25 protein-coding genes are annotated in these 22,379 nt (G+C 60.2%); 14 read left to right on the forward strand and 11 right to left on the reverse strand.

Annotation, left to right across the window (positions count from 1 at the left end; all coding sequences use genetic code 11):
* Positions 1 to 22: 22 nt before the first annotated feature.
* Positions 23 to 532: a DUF6749 family protein gene (locus tag EK369_RS03545; RefSeq protein WP_127112285.1), complete on the reverse strand. Its 510-nt coding sequence runs from the start codon at positions 530 to 532 to the stop codon at positions 23 to 25.
* Between the two features lie 466 nt (positions 533 to 998).
* On the opposite strand from EK369_RS03545, the gene xth reads away from it, so the two are divergent.
* Entirely contained in the window at positions 999 to 1,778 is a 780-nt protein-coding gene (xth, locus tag EK369_RS03550) for an exodeoxyribonuclease III (RefSeq protein WP_127112286.1), read from the forward strand.
* 3 nt (positions 1,779 to 1,781) lie between these two features.
* Here the strand turns inward: xth and EK369_RS03555 are convergent, their stop codons facing one another.
* The 3 genes from EK369_RS03555 to dksA all read right to left on the reverse strand — a co-directional run bounded on the left by EK369_RS03555 (position 1,782) and on the right by dksA (position 4,267).
* Positions 1,782 to 2,492, reverse strand: coding sequence for a lipid-binding SYLF domain-containing protein (locus EK369_RS03555; RefSeq protein WP_127112287.1), 711 nt, complete (start codon positions 2,490 to 2,492; stop codon positions 1,782 to 1,784).
* A gap of 104 nt (positions 2,493 to 2,596) precedes the next feature.
* Positions 2,597 to 3,772, reverse strand: coding sequence for an FAD-dependent monooxygenase (locus EK369_RS03560; RefSeq protein WP_127112288.1), 1,176 nt, complete (start codon positions 3,770 to 3,772; stop codon positions 2,597 to 2,599).
* Positions 3,773 to 3,844: 72 nt separating this feature from the next.
* Positions 3,845 to 4,267 carry an RNA polymerase-binding protein DksA gene (gene dksA / locus EK369_RS03565; RefSeq protein ID WP_127112521.1) on the reverse strand — a complete coding sequence of 141 codons (423 nt, stop codon included), beginning with the start codon at positions 4,265 to 4,267 and terminating at the stop codon, positions 3,845 to 3,847.
* A 323-nt stretch (positions 4,268 to 4,590) separates the two neighbouring features.
* Here dksA and EK369_RS03570 point away from each other — a divergent pair, with 323 nt between their 5' ends.
* The 7 genes from EK369_RS03570 (at position 4,591) to EK369_RS03595 (ending at position 10,262) form a co-directional block, all read left to right on the forward strand.
* Complete coding sequence (locus EK369_RS03570) at positions 4,591 to 5,430, forward strand: AAA family ATPase (protein ID WP_127112289.1); 840 nt, start codon at positions 4,591 to 4,593, stop codon at positions 5,428 to 5,430.
* 165 nt (positions 5,431 to 5,595) lie between these two features.
* Complete coding sequence (locus EK369_RS03575; protein WP_127112290.1) at positions 5,596 to 6,054, forward strand: GNAT family N-acetyltransferase; 459 nt, start codon at positions 5,596 to 5,598, stop codon at positions 6,052 to 6,054.
* 44 nt (positions 6,055 to 6,098) lie between these two features.
* Positions 6,099 to 7,415, forward strand: coding sequence for a DUF2927 domain-containing protein (locus tag EK369_RS03580; RefSeq protein ID WP_438672154.1), 1,317 nt, complete (start codon positions 6,099 to 6,101; stop codon positions 7,413 to 7,415).
* A gap of 5 nt (positions 7,416 to 7,420) precedes the next feature.
* Positions 7,421 to 7,588, forward strand: a complete 168-nt coding sequence (locus EK369_RS21725; protein ID WP_164726845.1) for a hypothetical protein — start codon at positions 7,421 to 7,423, stop codon at positions 7,586 to 7,588.
* A 4-nt stretch (positions 7,589 to 7,592) separates the two neighbouring features.
* Positions 7,593 to 8,777 carry a vWA domain-containing protein gene (locus EK369_RS03585; protein ID WP_127112292.1) on the forward strand — a complete coding sequence of 395 codons (1,185 nt, stop codon included), beginning with the start codon at positions 7,593 to 7,595 and terminating at the stop codon, positions 8,775 to 8,777.
* A gap of 68 nt (positions 8,778 to 8,845) precedes the next feature.
* Positions 8,846 to 9,442 (forward strand): DedA family protein, encoded by a 597-nt coding sequence (locus EK369_RS03590; protein ID WP_127112293.1) that lies wholly within the window; start codon positions 8,846 to 8,848, stop codon positions 9,440 to 9,442.
* A gap of 133 nt (positions 9,443 to 9,575) precedes the next feature.
* Positions 9,576 to 10,262: a M48 family metallopeptidase gene (locus EK369_RS03595; protein WP_127112294.1), complete on the forward strand. Its 687-nt coding sequence runs from the start codon at positions 9,576 to 9,578 to the stop codon at positions 10,260 to 10,262.
* 20 nt (positions 10,263 to 10,282) lie between these two features.
* Here the strand turns inward: EK369_RS03595 and EK369_RS03600 are convergent, their stop codons facing one another.
* From EK369_RS03600 to glnE, 5 genes are all read right to left on the reverse strand, one after another.
* Positions 10,283 to 10,825: an RSP_2648 family PIN domain-containing protein gene (locus EK369_RS03600; protein ID WP_268920601.1), complete on the reverse strand. Its 543-nt coding sequence runs from the start codon at positions 10,823 to 10,825 to the stop codon at positions 10,283 to 10,285.
* Positions 10,822 to 12,018 carry an RSP_2647 family RNA methyltransferase gene (locus tag EK369_RS03605; protein WP_127112295.1) on the reverse strand — a complete coding sequence of 399 codons (1,197 nt, stop codon included), beginning with the start codon at positions 12,016 to 12,018 and terminating at the stop codon, positions 10,822 to 10,824. The genes EK369_RS03600 and EK369_RS03605 overlap by 4 nt, the downstream gene beginning before the upstream one ends.
* Positions 12,019 to 12,065: 47 nt before the next feature.
* On the reverse strand, positions 12,066 to 12,725 hold the full coding sequence (locus EK369_RS03610) for a DUF6778 family protein (protein ID WP_235871334.1): 660 nt from the start codon (positions 12,723 to 12,725) through the stop codon (positions 12,066 to 12,068).
* A gap of 138 nt (positions 12,726 to 12,863) precedes the next feature.
* Positions 12,864 to 13,133, reverse strand: coding sequence for a hypothetical protein (locus EK369_RS03615; RefSeq protein WP_127112296.1), 270 nt, complete (start codon positions 13,131 to 13,133; stop codon positions 12,864 to 12,866).
* A 4-nt stretch (positions 13,134 to 13,137) separates the two neighbouring features.
* Positions 13,138 to 15,921 (reverse strand): bifunctional [glutamate--ammonia ligase]-adenylyl-L-tyrosine phosphorylase/[glutamate--ammonia-ligase] adenylyltransferase, encoded by a 2,784-nt coding sequence (gene glnE, locus EK369_RS03620; RefSeq protein WP_127112297.1) that lies wholly within the window; start codon positions 15,919 to 15,921, stop codon positions 13,138 to 13,140.
* Between the two features lie 97 nt (positions 15,922 to 16,018).
* Here glnE and EK369_RS03625 point away from each other — a divergent pair, with 97 nt between their 5' ends.
* Positions 16,019 to 16,594: an NAD(P)H-dependent oxidoreductase gene (locus EK369_RS03625; RefSeq protein WP_127112298.1), complete on the forward strand. Its 576-nt coding sequence runs from the start codon at positions 16,019 to 16,021 to the stop codon at positions 16,592 to 16,594.
* On the opposite strand, the gene EK369_RS03630 is transcribed toward EK369_RS03625, so the two are convergent.
* Positions 16,591 to 16,965 (reverse strand): nuclear transport factor 2 family protein, encoded by a 375-nt coding sequence (locus tag EK369_RS03630; protein WP_127112299.1) that lies wholly within the window; start codon positions 16,963 to 16,965, stop codon positions 16,591 to 16,593. The two genes, EK369_RS03625 and EK369_RS03630, sit on opposite strands and share 4 nt — an antisense overlap.
* 92 nt (positions 16,966 to 17,057) lie before the next feature.
* Here EK369_RS03630 and EK369_RS03635 point away from each other — a divergent pair, with 92 nt between their 5' ends.
* From EK369_RS03635 to EK369_RS03655, 5 genes are all read left to right on the forward strand, one after another.
* Positions 17,058 to 17,525 carry a YbaK/EbsC family protein gene (locus EK369_RS03635; protein WP_127112300.1) on the forward strand — a complete coding sequence of 156 codons (468 nt, stop codon included), beginning with the start codon at positions 17,058 to 17,060 and terminating at the stop codon, positions 17,523 to 17,525.
* A 150-nt stretch (positions 17,526 to 17,675) separates the two neighbouring features.
* Positions 17,676 to 18,110, forward strand: a complete 435-nt coding sequence (locus EK369_RS03640; protein ID WP_127112301.1) for a DUF2852 domain-containing protein — start codon at positions 17,676 to 17,678, stop codon at positions 18,108 to 18,110.
* A 72-nt stretch (positions 18,111 to 18,182) separates the two neighbouring features.
* A complete protein-coding gene (locus EK369_RS03645; RefSeq protein ID WP_127112302.1) occupies positions 18,183 to 18,638 on the forward strand; it encodes an RDD family protein in 456 nt (151 codons plus the stop codon).
* 59 nt (positions 18,639 to 18,697) lie between these two features.
* Positions 18,698 to 19,519 (forward strand): arginyltransferase, encoded by an 822-nt coding sequence (locus EK369_RS03650; protein ID WP_127112303.1) that lies wholly within the window; start codon positions 18,698 to 18,700, stop codon positions 19,517 to 19,519.
* Positions 19,519 to 19,911, forward strand: coding sequence for a VOC family protein (locus EK369_RS03655; RefSeq protein WP_127112304.1), 393 nt, complete (start codon positions 19,519 to 19,521; stop codon positions 19,909 to 19,911). The genes EK369_RS03650 and EK369_RS03655 overlap by 1 nt, the downstream gene beginning before the upstream one ends.
* A 105-nt stretch (positions 19,912 to 20,016) precedes the next feature.
* Here EK369_RS03655 and EK369_RS03660 read toward each other — a convergent pair whose 3' ends face one another.
* On the reverse strand, positions 20,017 to 22,371 hold the full coding sequence (locus tag EK369_RS03660; protein WP_127112305.1) for a TRAP transporter large permease: 2,355 nt from the start codon (positions 22,369 to 22,371) through the stop codon (positions 20,017 to 20,019).
* Positions 22,372 to 22,379 lie beyond the last annotated feature (8 nt).

Here is a 22,379-nt window from a genome sequence, read left to right on the forward strand (position 1 = left end):
CCCGTTCCCGGTGTCGCGTGGATTAAAGGCCCGAAGTGAACAGCGCGGTGCCTTCACCGGCGTCTGTTTCGGCCTTTGTCTCCGGGGCCAGACCCGAGGTGAACATCTGCACCAGACCACTGGTGAACATTTCAGTGCCTTCACCGGTTTCCGCGGCATTGCCGGTCGCGGCGAGACCCGAGGTGTACATTTCCACGAGGCCCGAGGTGAACAGATCCGTGCCGTCACCGGTTTCAGCTGCACCACCCGTGGCCGCCAGACCCGAGGTGTACATCTGAACCAGACCGCTGGTGAACATTTCGGTGGCATCGCCGGCTTCGGCCGAGGTGCCGCTGGCGGTCAGACCCGAGGTAAACATCTCAAGACCTTCACCTGCGGCTGTTTCAGCAGTCGCCTTGGGCGCCAGACCTGAGGTATACATGTGGACAAGACCCGAGGTGAACATCTCGGCCCCGTCTCCGGCCATGGCATCGGTTGCCATCTCTGGCGACAGACCTGACGTGAACATTTCAGTGTTCAGACCGTCATGCATGCTGGTACCGGACCGTTGCACCGAACGGTTCGCTAAGGTTTCGTTAACCATTTCGACAGTTTTTTGAGCGAGCATTGTTGAAGACCCTCCAGGTAAAGTTTGGTTATTGAAGTTTTGAGCACCTTCACGCTTGCACGTTAAACGGGTTTTGCAAAATGTTTTTTCACGTATTTGGGGTTATCAGCGCAGACCGCAACAATCGCAGCTAATGGTAATTGTCTGGTTTTAAACGAATTTTTTTCGAATATTTTTCCGACAAAATTCTGCCACATGCCCGCCGTATTTTCGCCACATTCTTCAAACTCAACTTATAGGTGTGCTCGAATCTGCGACTCGCAAGCGCGAATCCCTGCCCCAAACCACGTCAGTTTTTTGCGGCGCAATCAGCGATTCTCTGTTCCGCTGCCTTGCCAGCCGAACCCCGGGAGGGCTACATCAGGGCAAACAAGAGGTCGGGGAGTACGGCATGAAAGTCGCCACGTTCAACATCAATGGCATCAAGGCGCGGATCAACGCCCTGCCCGACTGGCTGGATGAAGCCCAGCCCGACGTGGCGCTGTTGCAGGAAATCAAGTCGGTGGACGAGGCCTTTCCCCGCGAAATCTTTGAAGAGCGCGGGTATCAGGTGGAAACACACGGTCAGAAATCGTTCAACGGCGTGGCCATCCTGTCGAAACTGCCGCTTGAGGATGTGACTCGCGGTCTGCCCGGGGATGACACCGACGAACAGGCCCGCTGGATCGAAGCCACGGTGATGGGCGACATCCCTATTCGCGTCTGCGGGCTGTACCTGCCCAACGGCAATCCCTGTCCGGGGCCAAAGTATGAGTACAAGCTGGCGTGGATGCAGCGGCTTCAGGCACGGGCCGAAGCGCTGTTGGCAACGGAAGAGCCGTTTCTGATGGCCGGTGACTATAACATCATTCCGCAAGACGAAGATGCCCGCCGCCCCGAGGTCTGGCAGGAGGATGCGCTGGCGCGCCCGGAAAGCCGTGCGGCCTTTCGCCGGTTGATGAACCTCGGCTTTACCGAGGCGTTTCGCGCCCGCACACAAGGGCCGGAACACTATTCATTCTGGGATTATCAGGCCGGAGCGTGGAACCGCGACGACGGTATCCGCATCGATCATTTCCTGCTCAGCCCCGGTTGCGCGGACCTGTTGCGGGACTGTCAGATCGACAAGGAGATCCGGGGCCGTGAAAAGCCTTCGGATCACGTGCCGGTCTGGGTCGAGCTGGCGGCCTGAGAGCTAGTTCAGGTCCTTGTCTTTCCAGTACTTGGTGCCGGTGGCAGTGGTCGCCACGCGCCAGCCCTTCTTGGACAGATAGAACACCCGGCGACCCTCAACGAACTGTACATCGCCGCGGTCATTGTCGTCGCCAACCATGGTGCTGGCCTCTGCCGTGGCATCGTAGCCGTTTTCGACAAACTGGTGATACAGCGCGGTGTCTTCGAACATGATCACCAGCTTGCGTTCAAATCCGCCGATGCCAAAAGAGATGCCCACCCCGCCGGTGCCCATCTTCATATAGGTGCGCGCATCGGTTTCGCGCACGACCGCCACCCCGCGGCCATATCCTGCGGCCGCCCCGATAAGGGTCAGCTGACGGGCATCAAAGGCCGCGTAGCCATAGCTTTTCTCGAACAGGGCCGCGGCTTCGGGGTTTTCCGCCAGCAAGAGCTGGAGGGTTTCATTGGCCACGCCGTCCATACGCGCGCGCGTCGCTTCGGGGGTGTCTTCGTTTGAGAGCATCGTGGCAGTGCCCTCGACCGTATTGTCAATCGCGGTGCCGACATCGCTGGCGGTGTTGCCAACGGCGGTGCCCACGTCGCTGGCCGTGTTGCCAACCGCTTGACCCGCTTCAGAGGCGCCTTTCTTGATCGATTTCCAAAGCCCTTCGGAGGATGCGGACATCGGGATGGCGCAGATCAGGGCAACACTCAGTAGCAAACGGGACATGGGCGAACCTTTTCATGGACTGATTTGCACAAAAGGTAACACGGATCACGGAAGGGAAAAGAGTTAAACCGTAAAAGCACGGGCCCAAACGCGGCGGGCGGCGATCAATCCTGTTGGGTCACATCGTGGCGATAGATCCAGTCGAACTGCTGCAACAGCCGCTTCGGAGCCAGCCGGGACACCGCGCGCAGGCCCAGATGCGCGCCAAAACGGACCGGCGGGAAGCTGAGGTGGTATTTCCAGGCATTGCCGCTGGCAGTATCGATCACCTTGGTCGCGCGGTCGATGCGACGGGATTGATAGGCGGCCAGACCCGAGGCGGTGTCATCGGCCTTGGCCAGCGCATCGGCCAGAACCCAGGCGTCTTCCATGGCCATCACCGCCCCCTGGGCCATGAAAGGCAGGGTGGGATGGGCGGCGTCACCCAGAATGGCGGTGTTTTCGGCGGTCCAGTTGGGGGCAACCGGGTGGCGGAACAGGCCCCACAAGCCAACCTTGTCGACGCGGGCCAGCATCTGCGCGGCCTCACCGCCAAAATCGGCAAATGCCGCGCGGAGGTTGTCGGGGTCATCCTCGTGCATCCAGCCTTCGTCGGCCCAGCCCATGCGTTCCTGCACCATGACGAGGTTGATCAACTGCCCGCCCCGCAAGGGATAGCTGACCATGTGGCGTTTCGGCGCCATATGCACGCGAGCCACGGGAGGATGATTAAGATCGTTGGGAATTGTCGCGCGCCAGGCCACCTGCCGGGTAAAGAACGGCGCAATGGTGCCGTTCAGAACCTTGCGGACACAGGAATGCAGCCCGTCCGCCCCCACCACGATATCAGTCTTGGTGCGCGCGCCATTGGCCAGCTGGATTTCCGGTATCGGCCCCGGATGCACGGTTTCGACATTCTGCAACAGGCGCAGCTTGATCCCCGCCTCGCGCGCGGCCTCGGCCAGGAGGTCCACCAGATCTGCGCGGTGCACAAAGAAATAGGGCTGATCGTCGGGCAACAGCCCCAGATCCAGCCGCGCCACCGGTTTCGAGGCGCGGTAATCGCGCAGTTCAACGGCCTGTCCCTGCACAGCCACGGCGCGAAAGGCATCGCCAAGCCCAAGCGCCTTGATGACGGCAAACCCATTGGGGCTGACCTGGATACCGGCGCCGACCTCGGTGATGGCGGGGGCCTGTTCCAGTACGGTCACCTTCGCGCCGCGCGCGCGCAAGGCCAGAGCGGCAGTCAGACCGCCGATGCCGCCGCCAACGACCGAGATGTTTTTGCCCAAGAGACTCATGACTGCCTTTTGAAACGAAAAACGCCGGGGATAAAGCCCCGGCGCAATGTATCTTTTGTGAAATCCAGCGGATCAGTCGTCGCGATGCACTTTTTCGCGGCGCTCGTGCCGTTCCTGAGCCTCGAGGCTCATGGTGGCGATCGGACGCGCGTCCAGACGCTTGAGCGAGATCGGCTCACCGGTCACGTCGCAATAGCCGTATTCGCCTTCGTCAATGCGGCGCAGGGCCGAATCGATCTTGGCAACCAGCTTGCGCTGACGGTCACGTGTGCGCAGCTCCAATGCGCGATCGGTTTCTTCGCTCGCACGGTCCGAAACATCCGGAATATTGCGTGTGCTTTCCTGCAATGCTTCGATGGTGTCACGGCTGTCGCCGAGGATTTCGTTGCGCCAGTCCACCAGTTTGCGGCGGAAATATTCGAGCTGGCGGTCGTTCATGAATGGTTCGTCTTCTGCGGGACGGTAGTCGTCGGGCAGGAAGTTCTCAGCTTTCATGTCTGCTCCCTCAATGTGGCTAACGTCCGTAGCGGCATTTCCTTCAGACATCAGGCCCCCCTCTTGCTATGGGCACGGCATTACTCCTGTTTGCGAGGATTGTCACTACCCTTACCGGGGCATTGGGGTGAAAATGTGGTCTCAACCTAGCGTTTCAAAGAAGTCTGCCCACCCGCCTGCCCGCAAAAGCGGCAAAACCCTTTGAAGTTATGGGGAAGTTATGGGCGGCGTTCGCCCGTGTTTCGACGTGACGTTGGGCTTCAAGTCACTTGGAAAACCCTTTAGGGTGGCGCGAAGATTCACCGCACGCGCAGGAAAAACACATGAAATTCGAAGGCACCAAGAGCTATGTCGCCACAGAGGATCTGAACGTGGCCGTGAACGCCGCCGTGGCGTTGGAGCGTCCGCTTCTGGTCAAGGGTGAACCGGGCACCGGCAAGACCGAGCTGGCCCGCCAGGTGGCCGATGCGTTGGGTCTGCGCATGATCGAATGGAACATCAAATCCACCACCAAGGCGCAGCAGGGTCTTTATGAATACGACGCTGTCAGCCGCTTGCGGGATTCGCAGCTGGGCGAAGAGCGCGTGCATGACGTGAAGAACTACATCAAGAAGGGCAAGCTTTGGGAAGCTTTTGAGGCGGACGAGAAAATTGTTCTGTTGATCGACGAAATCGACAAGGCCGATATCGAGTTTCCAAACGACCTTTTGCAGGAGCTCGACAAGATGGAGTTCCACGTCTACGAGACCGGCGAGACGATCAAGGCCAAACAGCGCCCGATCATGATCATCACCTCGAACAATGAAAAAGAACTGCCCGATGCCTTCCTGCGCCGGTGTTTCTTTCACTACATCCGATTCCCCGATCACGACACCATGAAAGCCATCGTCGAAGTGCATCATCCGGGCATCAAGGAAAAGCTGCTGACCACTGCGCTGACGCAATTCTTCGAGATTCGCGAACAGCCGGGGCTGAAGAAAAAGCCCTCGACGTCAGAGGTGCTGGACTGGCTGAAACTCTTGCTGGCCGAAGACATGGACGCCGAGGATCTCGCCCGCGACGGGGCCAATGCGCTACCCAAGTTGCATGGCGCGCTGTTGAAGAACGAACAGGACGTGCATCTGTTTGAACGACTGGCCTTTATGGCGCGCTCGGGACGGTAGAGCCGACTGTTGATGCAAATCGCGGAATTGTTGCAACAATTTTACCGGGAACAATTTGCGTCTGGCGTCCCGTGGGCCATACTATCGCCCTAAACCACTGTTAGTTTATCCGGGCCCGCCTCCCGAGCAGACCACAGCAGGGCCAAACAAGAATCGGAGCCAGACATGAGCCAGACTGACTCGCCCGTCACCATCCGGCCGTTACAAGCCGGAGACGAGGCCGAATGGCGTGCACTTTGGACCGATTACCTGGCGTTTTATGAAACCTCTGTGCCGGAAGACGTCTATCAGACCACATGGTCACGGCTGCGCGGCAGCGACCCGCAGGATTTCTCCTGTATCGTGGCCGAACAGGACGGCAGGTTGGTGGGCCTGACCCATTACCTATTTCACCGTCATGCCTGGAAAGTGGAAAACATCTGCTATTTGCAGGACCTTTACGCCACGCCCGAAACCCGCGGCACCGGCATTGGCCGTGCCCTGATCGAGGCTGTCTATGAAGCCGCGGATGAGGCCGGGGCCAATGGCGTCTATTGGCTGACACAGGATTTCAATCACACCGCCCGGAAGCTTTATGACCGGATCGGCAAACTCACGCCCTTTATTCGGTACCAACGCCCTTGATGCGCAAAATTCTTCTTCCCCTTTGTCTGGCGCTTGGCGCCTGCATGTCCGCCCCGCCAAGCGAAGCGCCAAGCCGCGCTGACGTGACCGCCGGTGACCTGCCGCCGATGAAGATATTTGCCGCCCCCAACCCGGTGGCCCCGACCCGGTCAAACCGCGACATTGCGCGCGATTTCCTTGATCTGGCGTTCGAAATGGAAAGCGGGCGCGAGTTGTCGATCCTGACCCGGTTCGAAGGGCCCATTACGGTGCGCGTCATCGGCAAGACTCCGGCCAGCCTGAAACCGGACCTGACCCGCCTGCTCTATCGGTTGCGCACCGAGGCCGGCATCGACATCACGATGACCAACGCCAGCAGCGCCAACATCACCATCGAAGCAGTCAGCAAGGCCGATATTCGCCGCAACCTGGCCCATGCGGCCTGTTTTGTGGCACCGAACGTTTCGAGCCTGTCTGAGTACCGCGCCGCGCGGCGTACCTCAAAAACCAACTGGGGTCTTTTGGAAAGCCGCGAACAGCTGGCGATTTTCCTGCCCAATGACACCAGCCCGCAGGAAGTGCGCGACTGTCTGCACGAGGAACTGGCGCAGGCGCTTGGCCCGTTGAACGACCTTTATCGCCTGTCCGACAGCGTTTTTAATGACGACAACGTACATGCGGTGCTGACAGGTTTCGACATGACCGTGCTGCGCGCCTATTACGACCCGGCGCTGCACAACGGCATGAGCCGGGATCAGGTTGCCGCGCGTCTGCCCGCGATTCTGGCGCGGATCAATCCGGGTGGCGAGCGCCGCGCCCCGCGTTATGCCAAGGAAACCACCCGTGCGTGGATCGATTCGATCCAGCGCGCGCTTGGCCCCGGAAGCGGGGCTGCGGAGCGACGCAATGCCGCCAACCGCGCGCTGAACCTGGCACAGTCCGAGGGCTGGAACGACCACCGTCTGGGGTTTTCCTATTTTGCCCTTGGACGGCTGATGCAGGGCTATTCGATCGAACGCGCCCACAGCTATTTCACCTATGCCGACCGGGTCTATCGCCAGACGCCTGATACCGCGCCGCACCGCGCCTTTGTCGCCACCCATCTGGCGGCGCACGCCATTTCTGCCGGAGACGGCAGCAAGGCCCTGTCACTGATAACGCCGCATATTGACGTCGCCGCCGCCCATGAGAACGCCGTGCTGCTGTCGACCCTGATGCTGCTCAGAGCCGAGGCGCTGGACCTGTTGGGGCGCAACGAAGAAGCCGCCCAGGTGCGTCTGGACAGTCTTGGCTGGGCACGCTACGGCTTTGGCCCGGATTGGGCAGTCCGCGCCAAGCTGCGCGAGATTGCAGCGCTCAGTCCTGTCAAAAGGAGATACTGAGGCCCATGATCGTTCTTGTTCTGGCTCTTTTGGGGGCCGTTGTCGGCGGTACGCTGGCGAAAAAACGCAAAGGTGGACGGTTGGACATCCTGCAATATGCGGTGATTTATGCAATGATCTTTGCGGTTGTCGGCCTGTTCATCACCATCATTGTCCATCGCATGGCGGTCTAAGCTTATGTTCCTTCCCCTGTTTGAGAACCTCAGAGACGGCGGTGTCCCGGTATCCTTGCGGGAATACCTGAGCTTTCTCGAAGGGGTCAAAGCAGGGCTGACCACCTATGACGTGGATTCGTTTTATTACCTGGCGCGCTCGGTCATGGTGAAAGACGAACGCAACCTCGACAAGTTTGACCGCGCCTTTGCCGCCACCTTTTCGGGCCTTGAAAAGATCTCGATGCAGGACGTGCTGAACGCCGTCGACATCCCCGAGGAATGGCTGCGCAAGATGGCCGAAAAGCACCTAAGCCCCGAGGAGATGGCCGAGATCGAGTCTCTGGGAGGCTTTGAAAAGCTGATGGAGACGTTGCAGGAACGGCTCAAGGAACAGGAAGGCCGTCATCAGGGCGGTTCGAAATGGATCGGCACCGCGGGCACCTCGCCCTTTGGTGCCTATGGCTACAACCCCGAAGGCGTGCGCATCGGCCAGAAAGAAAGCCGCCATCAGCGCGCGGTCAAGGTCTGGGACAAGCGCGAGTTCAAGAACCTCGACGATTCCATCGAGCTGGGCACCCGCAACATCAAGGTGGCGCTGAAACGCCTGCGCCGCTGGGCACGGGATGGGGCACATGAAGAGCTTGATCTTGATGGCACCATCCGCGCCACTGCCGAGCACGGGTATCTCGACGTGCAGACCCGCCCGGAACGCCGCAACGCGGTCAAGGTGCTGTTATTCCTCGACATTGGCGGCTCGATGGACCCGCATATCCGCGTGGTGGAAGAGCTGTTCTCGGCCGCGAGTTCCGAGTTCAAGCACATGGAGCATTTCTATTTCCACAACTGCCTGTACGAAGGTGTGTGGAAGGACAATCGCCGCCGCTGGGACGCGCAAACTTCGACCCACGAAGTGCTGCGTACCTATGGCCCGGACTATAAGTGCATCTTTGTCGGCGACGCCTCGATGAGCCCTTATGAGATCGCCTATCCGGGGGGGGCCAACGAACACTGGAACGCGGAAGCCGGTCAGGTCTGGCTGGAACGCACGCGGGATCAGTGGTCTTCGAACCTGTGGATCAACCCGATCCCCGAGAAATACTGGGGCCACACCCATTCGATCAAGATGATCCGCGAGATCTTTGAAGACCGCATGGTGCCGATGACCCTGCAGGGGATCGAGCGTGGCATGAAAGAATTGACGCGCTAAGCGCGCAATGAGGGGCACACCACGGTCCTGTCATTGCAATCACGGCAAATGACGCGTACGCCCAGATCATGAGCGACCTGCTAACCGACGCCCTCCTGACCTACGGCCCGCTTCTGCTCGGGATCAGCACCTTTGCCTGCTGCCTGATCGTGCCGATCCCGGCCTCTTGGGTGATGCTTGCCGCTGGTGCGCTGGCCTCGTCCGGCGAGATGTCGCTGCCTTTCGTGATGCTGGTTGCCTTTGCCGGGGCCATCCTGGGCGATCAAACCGGATACTTTACAGGCGTCGCCATCCATGACCGGGTCGAGGCCCTGGCGATGCGCCACCGCCGCAGTGCGCAGCTTTATCAACGGGCCCATGATCTGGCAGAGTCGCGCGGGGGGCTGGGGGTATTCTTTAGCCGCTGGCTGCTGTCGCCGCTTGGACCCTATGTGAACCTGATCTCGGGGGCCGCCGAGATGACATGGGCGCGGTTTACCCTCTGGGCGAGTCTGGGCAAAGTGGTCTGGGTCTCGCTCTATTGCGGGCTGGGCTTTCTGTTTGCCCATAACCTGCCAAAGGTCGCGCGGCTTTTGGGCGGCGTGACCTGGGCGCTGACCGGGATTGCGGTCGTCGTCATCACCATCGCGATCTATGTGCAACGGCGCCGCAAAGCCCGAGGGTGATGGGGCGCGGGGCAGCAACGTCTCAAAGTGCCGAAGGACCACCGACGTCATACCGACGCAATACCGACGTGATACCGATGTGGGTTTTACCCGCCATCTTGCCCTTTTCGGCCCCCTGCCCCATATCATGAACATGCTGCGTTTTGCCCCCATTCTGATCGCGATCCTCTACGGGATTGTTCTTTACCGCTTCTCTGCCTGGCGCACCTCGCGCGAGTTGGATGCCAAGTCGACCGAACTTGTTGACCCGACGCTTGTGCCGCTGATCAAGGACATGGCGCGCGCGCTGGACCTGCCCCGGATCAAGGTGCACATCTACGAGATCGAGCCGGTAAACGGGCTTGCCGCGCCGGATGGTCGGATATTCATAACCCGTGGATTTTACAACAAATTCCGAGCTGGCGAGGTGACGTCCGCTGAGATGGCCAGCGTGATTGCACACGAGCTGGGCCACGTGGCACTAGGCCACTCACGCCGCCGCATGATCGACTTTTCCGGCCAGAATGCCCTGCGCACCGCGCTTGCGATGGTGTTGGGGCGGTTCATTCCCGGCATTGGCCCGTGGATCGCCAACAGCGCCATTTCCCTGCTCGCCGCCCGGCTGTCTCGGTCGGACGAGTTCGAGGCTGATGAATACGCCTCGGCCCTCTTGACCAAGGCCGGGATCGGAACCGGGCCGCAGAAATCCCTGTTTTCCAAACTGGAACACCTGACCGGCGCCCGCGGTGCCTCCACGCCTGCCTGGCTGCTCAGTCACCCGAAGACGCCTGACCGCATCAAGGCGATTGAGAAAAACGAATCCAAATGGGGTGTGACGTAGGTCGGACAATCTTGTCCGACCTACCCCAGCGCTTTGGCCAGCCGTGGCAGACGCGCCTTTTTTAACAGGCGCCGCATGTCCCACGCCTCGCCGGACAAGCGTTCGGCCTCGGCGCGTACGTTTTGCGCAACCTGCTGAACGGGCAGAGGATTTTGGTCCCAGATACCGCGCAAGAGTGCGTCCGGGTCGATACGCTCCAGCCCCTCTTCCGCCAGAATGCCGCGCGGAAAATCCTTGGCGTTCATTGTCACAATCGCATCCGCCGATCCGGCGATTGCGGCGGCCAATACATGTACATCCGCCGGATCCGGCAGATAGAGCCGGTCTTCCAGGGAAGGTTTCCACGTGACCTCGGCCTTGGGCCAGGCCGCGCGCACCAGGGCAATTTCGCCGCGCGCCTGAGCTTCGCCTGTCGGGCCGATCTTGCGGGCGGCCCGCGCCCATTCCTCGAGGATACGGTCCGACCACATAGGCTGGAAAGCGCCGGTTTTTGCGACACCCAAGAGCATCTCGCGCATGACCGTTGGGTAGATCACGCAGGTATCCAGCAAGAGCCGTTTCACAGGCGGAAGAACAGCGCTTTGAGGTATCCGCTCTCGGCCAGCTGCGGCATCAGCGGATGATCCGGCCCGGCAAAACCTGTGTGGATCAGCTGTGCCTGACGTCCGGCCCGGCCAATGCCGCGCACCGAGGCGCCGCGAAACCTGGCGAGGTCCGCGGCATGGGAACAGGAACACAGGCCCAGATACCCACCCTCGCGCACCAGCGGTGCGGCAAGGCGCGCCACGCGCTCATAGGCGCGCAGGCCTTTTTCCAGGGCCGGTTTGGAGGGGGCAAAGGCGGGCGGGTCACAGATGACCACGTCAAAGCTTTCCCCCTCTTCCGCAAGCGCGGTGAGCACATCAAAGGCATCCCCTTTGCGCGTCACAAAGCGATCTATGAAACCGGCGCGCTCTGCCCCCTGCTCGGCCAGCGCCAGGGCAGCGGCAGACCCATCAACAGATAGCGCCGACGCTGCACCACCGGCCAGCGACGCGAGCGCAAAGCCCCCGACATGCGAGAACACGTCCAACACCTTTGCATCTTTGCAAAGGCTGGCGGAAAAACCGTGGTTGGCACGTTGATCATAGAAAAGCCCGGTTTTCTGACCACCCGTCAGATCGGCCATGTAGGTGGCCCCGTTCATCACCACGGGCACAGGTGCGTCGGGCGCTGTGCCCACGAGCACCGAGCTGTCTTCGTCCAAACCTTCGAGGCCACGCGCGCGGCCTGACCCGTTTTTCAAAACGGTGGTCACACCGGTAACTTCGACCAGCGCAGAAACCAGGTCCCCGAGCAGACCCTCGGCCCAGGCGGCGTTGGGTTGCACCACGGCAATCTCGCCAAAACGGTCGATCACCACGCCGGGCAACCCATCGCTTTCTGCATGGATCAGACGATAGAACGGCGCGTCATACAGGCGTTCCCGCATGGCCAATGCGTGGGCAATCTTTGCGACAAACCAGCGATGGTCGATGGTGGCATCCAGATCACGCTCTAACATGCGGCCGAAAATGCGCGAGTTGGGATTGACGGCAACCAGCCCCATGGGGCGTCGGTCGCTGTCTTCCAGCACGGCAATACTGCCGGGAGCGATGTTTTTGGTGCGGCGGTCGACAACCAGTTCGTTGTCATAAATCCAAGGGAACCCATGGCGAATAGCCTGGGCACGTGCTTTGGGTTTCAGGCGGATCACAGGAAAAGAGGACGGCGTCATGCCGTCCTCTTAACTGTCTCTCGTGGCGCTGAAAAGAGCGTTTCAGATCAAAGCGCTTTTACCGGCGTCATTGGTTGCACCGTGGCGGTCACGCCTTTCTTGGGTGCCACCCAACCGGTGGTCAGGGTCATCTCGTCGCGGATCACCCGTGCCAGGTGGTTGGTGATGCGGTATTTCTGCGTCAGGCCGCGGGCCTCGGCCTGAAGGGCCTTGGAGCCGCCGTAACCAACCAGATCGGCCTTGATCTCGCGGGGGCCGCGCACGATGGCTCCGGTCTGCGGATCACGGATCGTCATCACGAACTCGATCGAGTGGATGCCGCCCACCGAGTAGCGGGTTTTCTCGGTCAGAGCGTGGAAGCGTTTGAGTTCAATCTCTATGACAACTCCCATGGCGCCGTGCAGATCGGAGGCGCCAAGCGCAATTGCCTCTTCAAAGATTGCGCCCACCTGCTCGTAGCGGTTGCCAAAGGCATCCCCGCGCCAGACGATGTCACCGCCCGGGTAATAGCTGTTCTTTTCCGAAACTTTCAGGGTGGTGGGGACATTCACGTCAAACCCCGCCAGCGCAAAAGAAGGTGCCGGCATCGGCATCTCGGCTGAAATCTGCTCCAGCGGCGCGTTACGGGTTGCGGTGTCCACCGAGGCACATGCCGAAAGGCCGAGCCCCAGAACCATCATCATTGCTGTCAGTCGAACACGATTCATGTCCTGTCTCCTTTGGACCCCCAGGTCCATTTGCACGCGAGTAATCTGCGTGTGAATTGAGGCAAGATTTGGACAAATTGTGTTCGATTCGATGGAGTTTTCACCCCGATCAGGGTCAAAACCCCTTGTTTCCCTAGGTCAACTGCGTTCGCGCGACCGCCAGCCACCGCGGCGTTTCGGGCGACTCATCTGCACCAGACCCTGTTCGAGAATCTCGGTCATGGGGTGGTCTGGGTTGGCGTCGCGATAGGTCGAGAGCATCGCGTTCAATCCATCGCGGGTGTCCAGCCCCGGTGGCACGGTCAAGGCCCAGTCGAGAAAGATCGTGCGGCATTGCGAGTCGGTGATGCCTTCGATCCGGTAGCTTTCGCGGATCAGCCCCTTGGGGTCCCAGTTTGGTTCCGTCATGTGCCTAACTCTTGGTCGGTGCCCTCCCGAGCGCTGCATCGATGTGGGCGGCAGCCCGGGTTGCGGCCTCGGCCAACGCCTGTTCAAGCGCCGCCATCGAGTCCGCCCCAGTCTCGCGCAGCAGGAATGCCGCGCCGCCTTCACCGATCACCTCGGGGGACAGGTCCTGTTCACTCAGCAGCTTTGACGCCACCTGCACCTGCCAGAAAAGCGTATAATCCTGTTTCAGCGCTGTACTTTCAGCGGCATCAAGCCACCCAATCGCGACACCGGCGCGCAAGGCCTGCGGTACGGTGCGGCGTGGGCTGTGACCAATCAGGGCGGCGGCCTGGGACATCAGTTCGATATCCTGCATGCGCCCGGCGCCGATCTTTGCATCCCAAATACTCGACGGGGTCTTGGCAGCGGCGATCTTGGCCCGCATCTCGGCGACATCGGCGCGAATCCGGGCTTCGTTTCTGGGCGTGGCCAGTACTTTGCGGCGAAACTCTTCCACCTCATTCATCAACTCGGTTGTGCCAGCGACAGGGCGCGCGCGTGTCAGCGCCAGGTGCTCCCAGGTCCAGGCTTCGTTTTCCTGATAGTTTCGGAATGACGCCACTGAGGTCGCCACGGGGCCTTGGGTGCCTGACGGGCGCAGGCGCATGTCGATCTCGTAGAGCCGTCCTTGTGACATCTGGGCGGAAACCGCCGTCACCATCGCCTGTGTGAGGCGCGCATAGTAGGCGCGGCTGGCGAGAGGGCGGCGGCCTTCTGAGTATTCCACACCGTCGTTGTCGTAGATCACGATCAGATCCAGGTCGGACGAGGCGTTGAGGCGGCGCGCGCCGAGTGAGCCCATGCCCAAAACAACGGCCCCCCTGCCCGGCATGGGTCCATGTTTTTCGGCAAACTTATCGGCCACAACCGGCCAGAGCGCCGCGAGGGTGGCACCGGCGAGATCGGCATAATGCACGCCAGCCTCTTCTGCCGAAATCAATCCGCGCAGGTGGTGCACCCCAACCCGGAAATGCCACTCCTTGGCCCAGCGGCGGGCGGCGTCCAGCTTGAGCTCGTAGTCATCGCCCTCTGCCGCCAGGACATCCGTCAATTCCTGGCGCAGCCCCTGCTCACTGGGCCAGGGCGTAAAGAAGGACCCGCCGATCACCGCGTCGAACACGCCAGAGTTTCGGCTGAGGTGGCGGGCCAAGGCGGGGGCGGTGCCAACAATATCCACCAGCAAATCAATAAGTTGCTGGTTGGCCTCAAACAGCGAGAACAGTTGCACACCCGCGGGCAGCCCACGCAGAAACCCATCCAGCGCCAACAGCGCCTGATCGGGATGCGCCGTCTGGGCGAGACGCCCAAGAACCTCGGGCTTGAGACGATTGAAGATTTCAACCGCGCGTTCGGATCGCAGCGCCGGGTAGGTTTGCCAGCGATCAATGACATCCGCGTCGAACTCATGCTCGTGGTCAACCCGCGCGGCGTCCGGGGCAAAGAAGCCCTCGGTCAGTTCATGCACTTCGGTCAGACGGTCGGTGATATCGCGGCGCATCTCGTCCAGATCGCGCCCGGACAGGCAGGCCAGGCGCTGCATGTTCTCTTCGGACTTGGGCAGATCATGGGTTTGCGCGTCATTGACCATCTGGATGCGGTGTTCGACCTCGCGGTGGGCGCGGTAGTGATGCGACAGGATCTGCGCCACGTCCTCGGGCACCCAGCCTCTTTCAGCCAAACGCCCCAAGGCAGGTACGGTTCGGTTGTCTCGCAGATAGGGGTCGCGACCACCGGCGATCAGCTGCCGGGTCTGGGTAAAGAACTCGATCTCGCGAATGCCACCCCGACCCAGCTTCATGTTGTGACCGGGCAAGGTGATCGGACCGCCCAGCCCTTTGTGCGCACGGATGCGCAGGCGCATGTCGTGGGCATCCTGAATAGCCGCAAAATCGAGATGCTTGCGCCAAACAAAAGGCGTCAGGGTTTTCAGGAACCGTGCACCCGCGTCCAGATCGCCCGCCGAGGGTCGCGCCTTGATATAGGCTGCGCGCTCCCATGTGCGGCCAAGGCTTTCGTAATAGCGTTCCGCGGCCTCCATCGCCATGCAGACCGGGGTAACAGCCGGGTCCGGGCGCAGGCGCAGGTCGGTGCGAAAGACATAGCCATCCCCTGTCAGGTCGCTCAGCATCGCCGACATCTTGCGAGTGGCCCGCACGAAGGAGGCACGGGCATCGTGGAAATCATCAGGCTCAAACCGGGTTTCATCAAACAGGCAAATCAGGTCGATGTCCGAGGAATAGTTCAGCTCGTGCGCGCCCATTTTGCCCATGGCCAGCGTGACCATCCCGCCTGCGGTCGCGACGTCCTCCTCGGTCATGCCCGGTAATTTCTTGCGGCGGATTTCATTGGCGATACAGGCCTTTATCGCCAGATCACTGGCGAGGTCGGCATAGTCGGTCAGCGCGCCGGTGACCTGCTCCAACTCCCAGACCCCGGCGAGGTCTGCCAGAGCCGTGATCAGAGCCATGCGGCGTTTGCCGCGACGCAGCTCGGCCGGAAGCAGGTCCGGCGCGACCTGTTTCAGCTCTGAAAACAATGTGGTCAGCGCCGTTTCGGGATTGTCAAACGCCCCGGGCAGCCAATCTTTTTCTTTTTCAATCAGCGCCTTGAGATAGGGGCTGCATCCGGCGGTGCCGTGAAGCAACTTGCCCAGGTCGCCGGACATCTCTGGCAGCAGGGCAAGCGTGTCATCCCCTCTTTCAGGATCGAATGCAAACGGCAGGCGGGTGATGCGAGACTGAAAATCCATGGCGGCAAATGGACATGTTGCGGCGCAGAGGTCAATGGGGCGTAGGGCCTCGGGGTGGGTCTTGTGATGGTGCTGGCCGCGCTTTAGGGTCGCGCCCATGCGGTGTCTTGTTGTCCTTGCCCATCCCCTGCCCCAGAGCCTGAACGCCGAGAACGCGCGGGTTGCTGTCGCTGCCTTGGAAGAGGCCGGGCACGAGGTGCGGCTGCTTGATCTATATGCCGAAGGGTTCGATCCGGTGTTACGTCCGCAGGAACGCGCAGTGTACTACACGAGCGATTTTGAAGACCACGCGGGGTTGCAGGACGCCGACGCATTGGTGCTGGTTTTTCCAACCTGGTGGTTTGCTCTGCCCGCCATCCTGAAGGGCTGGATTGATCGCAGCTTTCTGCCGGGAGTAGCCTATGACCATGCCAACGACCTCTCGGCGCTGACGCCGCGATTGACCGGTTTGACACAGGTCTTGGCGATCACAACGCTTGGCGCGCCGGGGTGGATCGACAGGCTGATCCTGCGCCGCCCGGTCTATCGCGCGCTGAAATGGGGGTTGGTCAAGGCCTGCGCCCCCAAGGCGCAGTTCAATATGGTGTCGCTTTATGGCGCGGAAACCGTTGATGAAAGGCGCGCCTCCCAGTTCCAGGATAAAATCCGCAAACGTCTTGCCAGCTGGGGTTAATCCGTGGGGGTGTCCTGTGAAAATACGTTCAGCCAGACGCCTTTGCGGCTCTCCCAGATCGAAGAGATGTACATCGCGTCCCAGTTTTCGGCATCGGGCTTGCGGTAATCCGCACGGTAGGACAGGACTACGCGTCTTTTCCCCAAGCGTTTGAGCCGCGCTTCGGACAGGCGATACTCGGCCATGGACGGGCCGTCGGTCAGTTCGGCCATATGTCCGGCCTTGTCGGAATAGCCGCTTGTGTAGACGCCCAGGAAATCTTCGGTCAGCATGGCGCCATCTACTTTAGGGTCGCCTGACACCAAAGCCTCCCAGACCTTGATCTCAAGTGCCAGGATGTCGTCGAGAGAGGGTTTGTCGTGTTTTTTCATGGCGCTACCCTGCGTGCGGGACAGCGGCGCGTCAACGGTGCTTTACAAAGTTTCCTGCAATCGCTTTCTTTGAGGTTCGTCGGGAGGGATTTATGAGCAAAAGTCTGAGACGCGTGCGCGCGGCGCTGGAAGCGGCAGGAGTGCCAAATGATGTGCGCGAGACTGACGGAGCGCGCACCGCGCAAATGGCTGCGGATGCCGTGGGGTGCGCGTTGGATCAGATTGCCAAGTCTATCATCTTTCGCGGCGAGGCGAGCGGAGAAGCGATCCTGTTCCTGACCGCTGGTGGCAATCAGGTTGATGCAGGCAAAGCCAGTGCGCTGGCCGGAGAACCTCTGGGCAAAGCGGACGCGGCTCTTGTTCGGATGCAGACGGGCTTTGCCATAGGGGGCGTCAGCCCCGTGGGACATACATCCCCCATTCGCACGTTTGTTGATCCGAAGCTTATGGACTACGACATAGTTTGGGCCGCTGCAGGCACTCCCAATCATGTATTTCACATCGATCCGGCTATTTTGCCTGATCTTACCACTGCAAAAGTGGCTGATTTCACCGTGTGATATCGTTCAAATTTCGAATTTTATTGATCTAAAACAATTTCTTACATTAAAAATGTAAAAATCATTCACATGCCCTCTTGCAAAACAGGGCCGGGGTGCCAATTTTGATGATGTGAAGACGATTTACATTGCAACCACGGAGAAACACACATGACACCGACTGCCACCGCGACCGCCCCTACTGGCCCGACCGGCTGGTTCTCGCGCAGCGAAGCCTGGCTTGACAGCAAAGGCAAAGGCGCCTGGATCGCCGCCATGGTCCTTGGCTTTGTCTTTTTCTGGCCGATCGGCCTCGCCCTTGTGCTTTACATCACCTACACAAACCGCTGGAGTTCAAACATGTTCAACAAGTCCTGCAGCCGCAGCCGTCGCCGTCACATGCATACGATGAGCCCGACCGGCAACCGCGCATTTGACGCCTATCGCGAAGAAACCCTGCGCCGCCTGGAAGAAGAGCAGAAGAGCTTTGAGACCTTCCTCGAGCGCCTGCGTGAAGCCAAGGACAAGGCAGAGTTTGACGAGTTCATGGACGAGCGCGCCGGAGCCGCAGCAGCAGAACGCGACGCCCCCCGCGCCGACGCCTAAAGGCACCCTCGCGGATGTGGCCCCAGTAGTGGGGCCGCGTCTGTGCCAACATAAAGGACAAGCCCCCCCAAAATGACTGAGACGGCCCACATGGACTATCTATTGCCTGACCCCGACACGCAGCCCGAGTTTTATGCGGACGTGCCCACCAAACGCCTGATTGCCTGGGTCATAGATACCGTTGTCATCGTGGCTATGTCTGCGGTGGTGGCGCTTTTTACGGTGGTTGGCTTGTTCTTCTTTGCCTTCCTCCTGCTGATTATCGGGTTCATCTATCGCACGATCACGCTGACAAGCGGCTCGGCAACCTGGGGTATGCGCCTGACCTCGCTGGAGATGCGCGACCGCACGGGGCGTCGGTTTGACTTTGGCAGCGCGTTTTTGCACACGCTGGGCTACCACGTGTCGCTCTCGGTGTTTCCACTACAGCTGATCTCAATCGGGCTGATGCTGATGTCATCGCGCCGCCAGGGTCTGACCGACCATGTGATGGGGTCCGTGGCGATCAATCGCGCGGCCCGCTACTAAGCCCTTGGCCTGAGAAAAAACCGTGCTATCGTCCTGATTGAACAGACAAACGGGACGATATGCGCCACACTCTTCCTATAGCGCCTCAGTTTTATGTGACAGCCCCCCAGCCCTGCCCCTATCTTGAGGGCAGGATGGAGCGCAAACTGTTTACGGCATTGCAGGGGGAACATGCAGGTGCATTGAACAACACGCTGTCGCATCAGGGATTTCGTCGATCGCAGAACGTGCTGTATCGCCCCTCTTGTTCCGATTGTGCCGCCTGTCTTTCGGCCAGGATCAACGTTTCAAAGTTCTCGCCATCACGCAGCCAGAAACGCATTATCCGGCGCAACGCCCATCTGCAGCGCCGCGCGACCTCACCCTGGGCCACCGAGGATCAGTTTGACCTGTTCCGCACCTATCTCGATAGCCGCCACGCGGATGGGGGCATGGCCGATATGGATGTGTTCGAATTTGCCGCGATGATCGAGGAAACCCCGATCCGCAGCCGCGTTGTTGAATACTCGGATTATGAAAGCCATGATTTGATTGGTGTCGCCCTGACGGACATCCTCGAAGACGGGGTCAGCATGGTCTATTCCTTTTACAGACCTGATCTGCCGCGCCAGAGCCTTGGCACCTATTTGATCCTCGACCACGTCGAGATCGCCCGCGAGGCGGGACTGGACTATGTCTACCTGGGCTATTGGGTGCCGGGCAGTTCCAAGATGGGCTACAAGTGCAACTTTTCGGGGCTTGAGGTGTTTGCTGGTGGTGAGTGGCAGGATCTGGGCGATCCGGAGCGGTTTGAATCCGAGTTGCACCCGCTGTCGACCGATCCGATTGCCGAACAGGTGGCCAATCTCACGCTGCCCGATACTCGCGCGCCCAAACTCTGATGCCGCAGCATCTGCATGCAATTTCGCTGGTCGTGCCCGACTATGATCCGGCGCTGGATTTCTATGTCGCCACGCTTGGCTTTGATCTGCGCGAGGACACGGATCTGGGTGACGGCAAGAGATGGGTTGTCATTGCGCCGGACGCTCAGGCGCAGACCGCTATCCTGCTGGCGCGCGCGGCAGACGACGCGCAACGCGCGGTGATCGGCAACCAGTTCGGCGGGCGTATTGGCCTGTTCCTGCACACCGATGACTTTGCCCGGGACCATGCGACCATGGTGGCAAAGGGCGTTGTGTTCGAGGAAGAGCCGCGGTTTGAGCCCTATGGCACGGTCGCCGTCTGGCGCGATCCCTTTGGCCACCGCTGGGATCTGTTGCAACTCAAGCGCTGACCGGCGTTTCACCGGGTCCAAGACATTCGCGCTGCACGACCAGCCTGTTACACAGAAAAACGGGGACCCGAAGGCCCCCGTTTGTGTTTCAAGCTCTCGCATGGATCAGTTGGGGATCAAAGCTGGCAGGATGGTCACGATGGACGGGAAGAACCACAGGATCCCCAATCCGACAACCTGGATCAGCACAAAGGGTATGATGCCCCTGTAGATATGCCCGGTTGTGACCTCTTTTGGCGCAACCCCCCTGAGATAGAAGAGTGCAAAGCCAAAGGGCGGCGTCAGGAAGGACGTCTGCAGGTTCACCGCGATCATGATGGTCACCCATTTCGGATCGAATGTGCCACCGTAGATCACCGGCCCGACAATCGGGATCACGATGTAGATGATCTCGAGGAAGTCGAGCACAAAGCCCAGGATGAACAGCACCAGCATCACGATCAGGAACACCTTGAACTCGTTGTCGAACGACTTCAGGAAGCCCTGGATATAGTGTTCACCCCCAAAGGAGATCACCACGAGGTTCAAGAGCTGAGAGCCGATCAGGATGGTAAAGACCATCGAGGTCACCTTGGCCGTTTCCCGCACGATTGGTGTCAGAACCTTGCCCCGGAACAGGACCCAGCAGCCATAGAACATGCCGAACATCGCAAAGAGATAGGCACATTTGGCCACGACGAAGGCAATCCAGTTCTCGGTGCTGACTTCGCCGATGTTGACACGCAGGTCAAAGTTCACGCCGACAAGGATCATGATGATGATGGCAAAAGTCGCCCAGATGATGATCCGTCCGGATTTCTCCTGATCCTGCAGCTTGCGATAGGCCGCCAGCATGATCGCCCCACCTGCCCCAAGCGCCGCTGCCGGTGTCGGGTTGGTGATGCCGCCGAGGATCGACCCCAGCACGGCAACAATCAGCACGAGCGGTGGGAACACCACGCGCAACAGCTCGTTCTGGCCAAGCAGACCAGCCGCATAGCGACAGCCATAGAACGCCAGCCCCAAGGGGATCGCACTGTAAATCAGGGTCCAGCCCGGTGTGGTCAACGGCGAGATCAGCACCGCATCCACCAACAGCCCCAACACGATGCCAGCCCCACCGATCAGCAGCGGTCTGGTGTCCTGCAACGGCGCCACGCCACGCGCTGTGGTCATGACAAAGGCCAGAAGCAGGAAGCCGATGGCCAAGCCCGACCCGATAATCGGCGCGCTGGCAACCTTTTCAAGGAATGCGGCTTCGCGTTCTTCCGGCGTCAAAGCGCGGGCTTCTGCTACGCCACCAGCTTCGTCAATGGTCGTCTGTTCGGCAATGGCGGTATCCCACGCCTCTTGGCCGTGCAGCTCGATCATCGATGCCTGGCACTCTGGACTGACCTTTGTGCGCAGGCTTGCGGTTTTACCTGCATCAGAGAAGCTGTCGACCGTCACGTTCTGGCTGCCGACGACGCCAACACTGTTCAGCGCGATCATGCCGACCACGATGAGTGCGGGAACACCAAGGAACCAGGTCAGACCGTGGTTGCGGCCAATCGGCTCGCTGTTGGAGGCCCCGAGTTCCACGGCGGGTGCCTTGGAGGGGTTCAAAAGCGCATAGCCAAAGGCATAGAGACCATAGAGACAGGCCAGCATGATGCCCGGGATCAGCGCCGCCTGGAACAGTGTTCCGACCGACACGACCGCCGGTTCACCGAGATAGGTCAAGGCGTCGGAACAGCCGGCAACCTGTGCACGGGTTTCCTGCGCAGCCGAATAGAGGTCACCGGCCAGCGTTCCCAAGAGAACGATCACGATTGACGGTGGAATGATCTGCCCCAGCGTACCAGAGGCCGCAATCACACCTGTCGCCAGTTGTGGCGAGTACCCATGGCGCAGCATGGTCGGCAGGGACAACAGCCCCATGGTCACAACCGTGGCGCCCACGATACCGGTCGACGCCGCCAGGAAGGCGCCCACAACCACAACCGAAACCGCCAGACCGCCGGGCAGCGGGCCAAAGACGCGCGCCATCGTGGTCAGAAGTTCATTGGCGATCTTGGAGCGTTCCAGCGTGATGCCCATCAGGACGAACATCAGAACCGCCAGAAGCGTTTCGATCGACTGACCCGCCAGAACACGTTCGTTCATACGGTTCACGATGAACGAAATGTTGCGGTCCATCGCGGTTTCCCAGCCCCCCGGGAAGACCGGTTCGGCGATCCTGGGCAAATCTGGGTAGCGGAATATCGAGATCGTGTCTGACTTTATCCCTTGGGCAATCAGATCCGCATACAGGGTCGACGATGTGTCGATGGCCTGGTGGATCAAGAGCCCGGCGCTGTCGAGCGCCGCGATGATCCCGAACGAGATCACCCCTGCCCCGCCGATGGCAAACGCCACTGGAAAGCCCGAGAGAATGCCCCCGAAGAGGCAGAGAAAGACGATAATCAGGCCGACTTCGACCCCATCAAGTCCGAATAGCATTGTTTCTG

Source organism: Shimia sediminis (assembly GCF_003990645.1).
Classification (GTDB): Bacteria; Pseudomonadota; Alphaproteobacteria; order Rhodobacterales; family Rhodobacteraceae; genus Shimia; species Shimia sediminis.

What these genes read in the sequence shown, in the direction of transcription:
- EK369_RS03545 (WP_127112285.1), bottom strand. Translation starts at nt 532, where the DNA reads ATGCATGACGGTCTGAACACTGAAATGTTCACGTCAGGTCTGTCGCCA.
- xth (WP_127112286.1), top strand. Translation starts at nt 999, where the DNA reads ATGAAAGTCGCCACGTTCAACATCAATGGCATCAAGGCGCGGATCAAC.
- EK369_RS03555 (WP_127112287.1), bottom strand. Translation starts at nt 2,492, where the DNA reads ATGTCCCGTTTGCTACTGAGTGTTGCCCTGATCTGCGCCATCCCGATG.
- EK369_RS03560 (WP_127112288.1), bottom strand. Translation starts at nt 3,772, where the DNA reads ATGAGTCTCTTGGGCAAAAACATCTCGGTCGTTGGCGGCGGCATCGGC.
- dksA (WP_127112521.1), bottom strand. Translation starts at nt 4,267, where the DNA reads ATGAAAGCTGAGAACTTCCTGCCCGACGACTACCGTCCCGCAGAAGAC.
- EK369_RS03570 (WP_127112289.1), top strand. Translation starts at nt 4,591, where the DNA reads ATGAAATTCGAAGGCACCAAGAGCTATGTCGCCACAGAGGATCTGAAC.
- EK369_RS03575 (WP_127112290.1), top strand. Translation starts at nt 5,596, where the DNA reads ATGAGCCAGACTGACTCGCCCGTCACCATCCGGCCGTTACAAGCCGGA.
- EK369_RS03580 (WP_438672154.1), top strand. Translation starts at nt 6,099, where the DNA reads ATGTCCGCCCCGCCAAGCGAAGCGCCAAGCCGCGCTGACGTGACCGCC.
- EK369_RS21725 (WP_164726845.1), top strand. Translation starts at nt 7,421, where the DNA reads ATGATCGTTCTTGTTCTGGCTCTTTTGGGGGCCGTTGTCGGCGGTACG.
- EK369_RS03585 (WP_127112292.1), top strand. Translation starts at nt 7,593, where the DNA reads ATGTTCCTTCCCCTGTTTGAGAACCTCAGAGACGGCGGTGTCCCGGTA.
- EK369_RS03590 (WP_127112293.1), top strand. Translation starts at nt 8,846, where the DNA reads ATGAGCGACCTGCTAACCGACGCCCTCCTGACCTACGGCCCGCTTCTG.
- EK369_RS03595 (WP_127112294.1), top strand. Translation starts at nt 9,576, where the DNA reads ATGCTGCGTTTTGCCCCCATTCTGATCGCGATCCTCTACGGGATTGTT.
- EK369_RS03605 (WP_127112295.1), bottom strand. Translation starts at nt 12,018, where the DNA reads ATGACGCCGTCCTCTTTTCCTGTGATCCGCCTGAAACCCAAAGCACGT.
- EK369_RS03610 (WP_235871334.1), bottom strand. Translation starts at nt 12,725, where the DNA reads ATGAATCGTGTTCGACTGACAGCAATGATGATGGTTCTGGGGCTCGGC.
- EK369_RS03615 (WP_127112296.1), bottom strand. Translation starts at nt 13,133, where the DNA reads ATGACGGAACCAAACTGGGACCCCAAGGGGCTGATCCGCGAAAGCTAC.
- glnE (WP_127112297.1), bottom strand. Translation starts at nt 15,921, where the DNA reads ATGGATTTTCAGTCTCGCATCACCCGCCTGCCGTTTGCATTCGATCCT.
- EK369_RS03625 (WP_127112298.1), top strand. Translation starts at nt 16,019, where the DNA reads ATGCGGTGTCTTGTTGTCCTTGCCCATCCCCTGCCCCAGAGCCTGAAC.
- EK369_RS03630 (WP_127112299.1), bottom strand. Translation starts at nt 16,965, where the DNA reads ATGAAAAAACACGACAAACCCTCTCTCGACGACATCCTGGCACTTGAG.
- EK369_RS03635 (WP_127112300.1), top strand. Translation starts at nt 17,058, where the DNA reads ATGAGCAAAAGTCTGAGACGCGTGCGCGCGGCGCTGGAAGCGGCAGGA.
- EK369_RS03640 (WP_127112301.1), top strand. Translation starts at nt 17,676, where the DNA reads ATGACACCGACTGCCACCGCGACCGCCCCTACTGGCCCGACCGGCTGG.
- EK369_RS03645 (WP_127112302.1), top strand. Translation starts at nt 18,183, where the DNA reads ATGACTGAGACGGCCCACATGGACTATCTATTGCCTGACCCCGACACG.
- EK369_RS03650 (WP_127112303.1), top strand. Translation starts at nt 18,698, where the DNA reads ATGCGCCACACTCTTCCTATAGCGCCTCAGTTTTATGTGACAGCCCCC.
- EK369_RS03655 (WP_127112304.1), top strand. Translation starts at nt 19,519, where the DNA reads ATGCCGCAGCATCTGCATGCAATTTCGCTGGTCGTGCCCGACTATGAT.
- EK369_RS03660 (WP_127112305.1), bottom strand. Translation starts at nt 22,371, where the DNA reads ATGCTATTCGGACTTGATGGGGTCGAAGTCGGCCTGATTATCGTCTTT.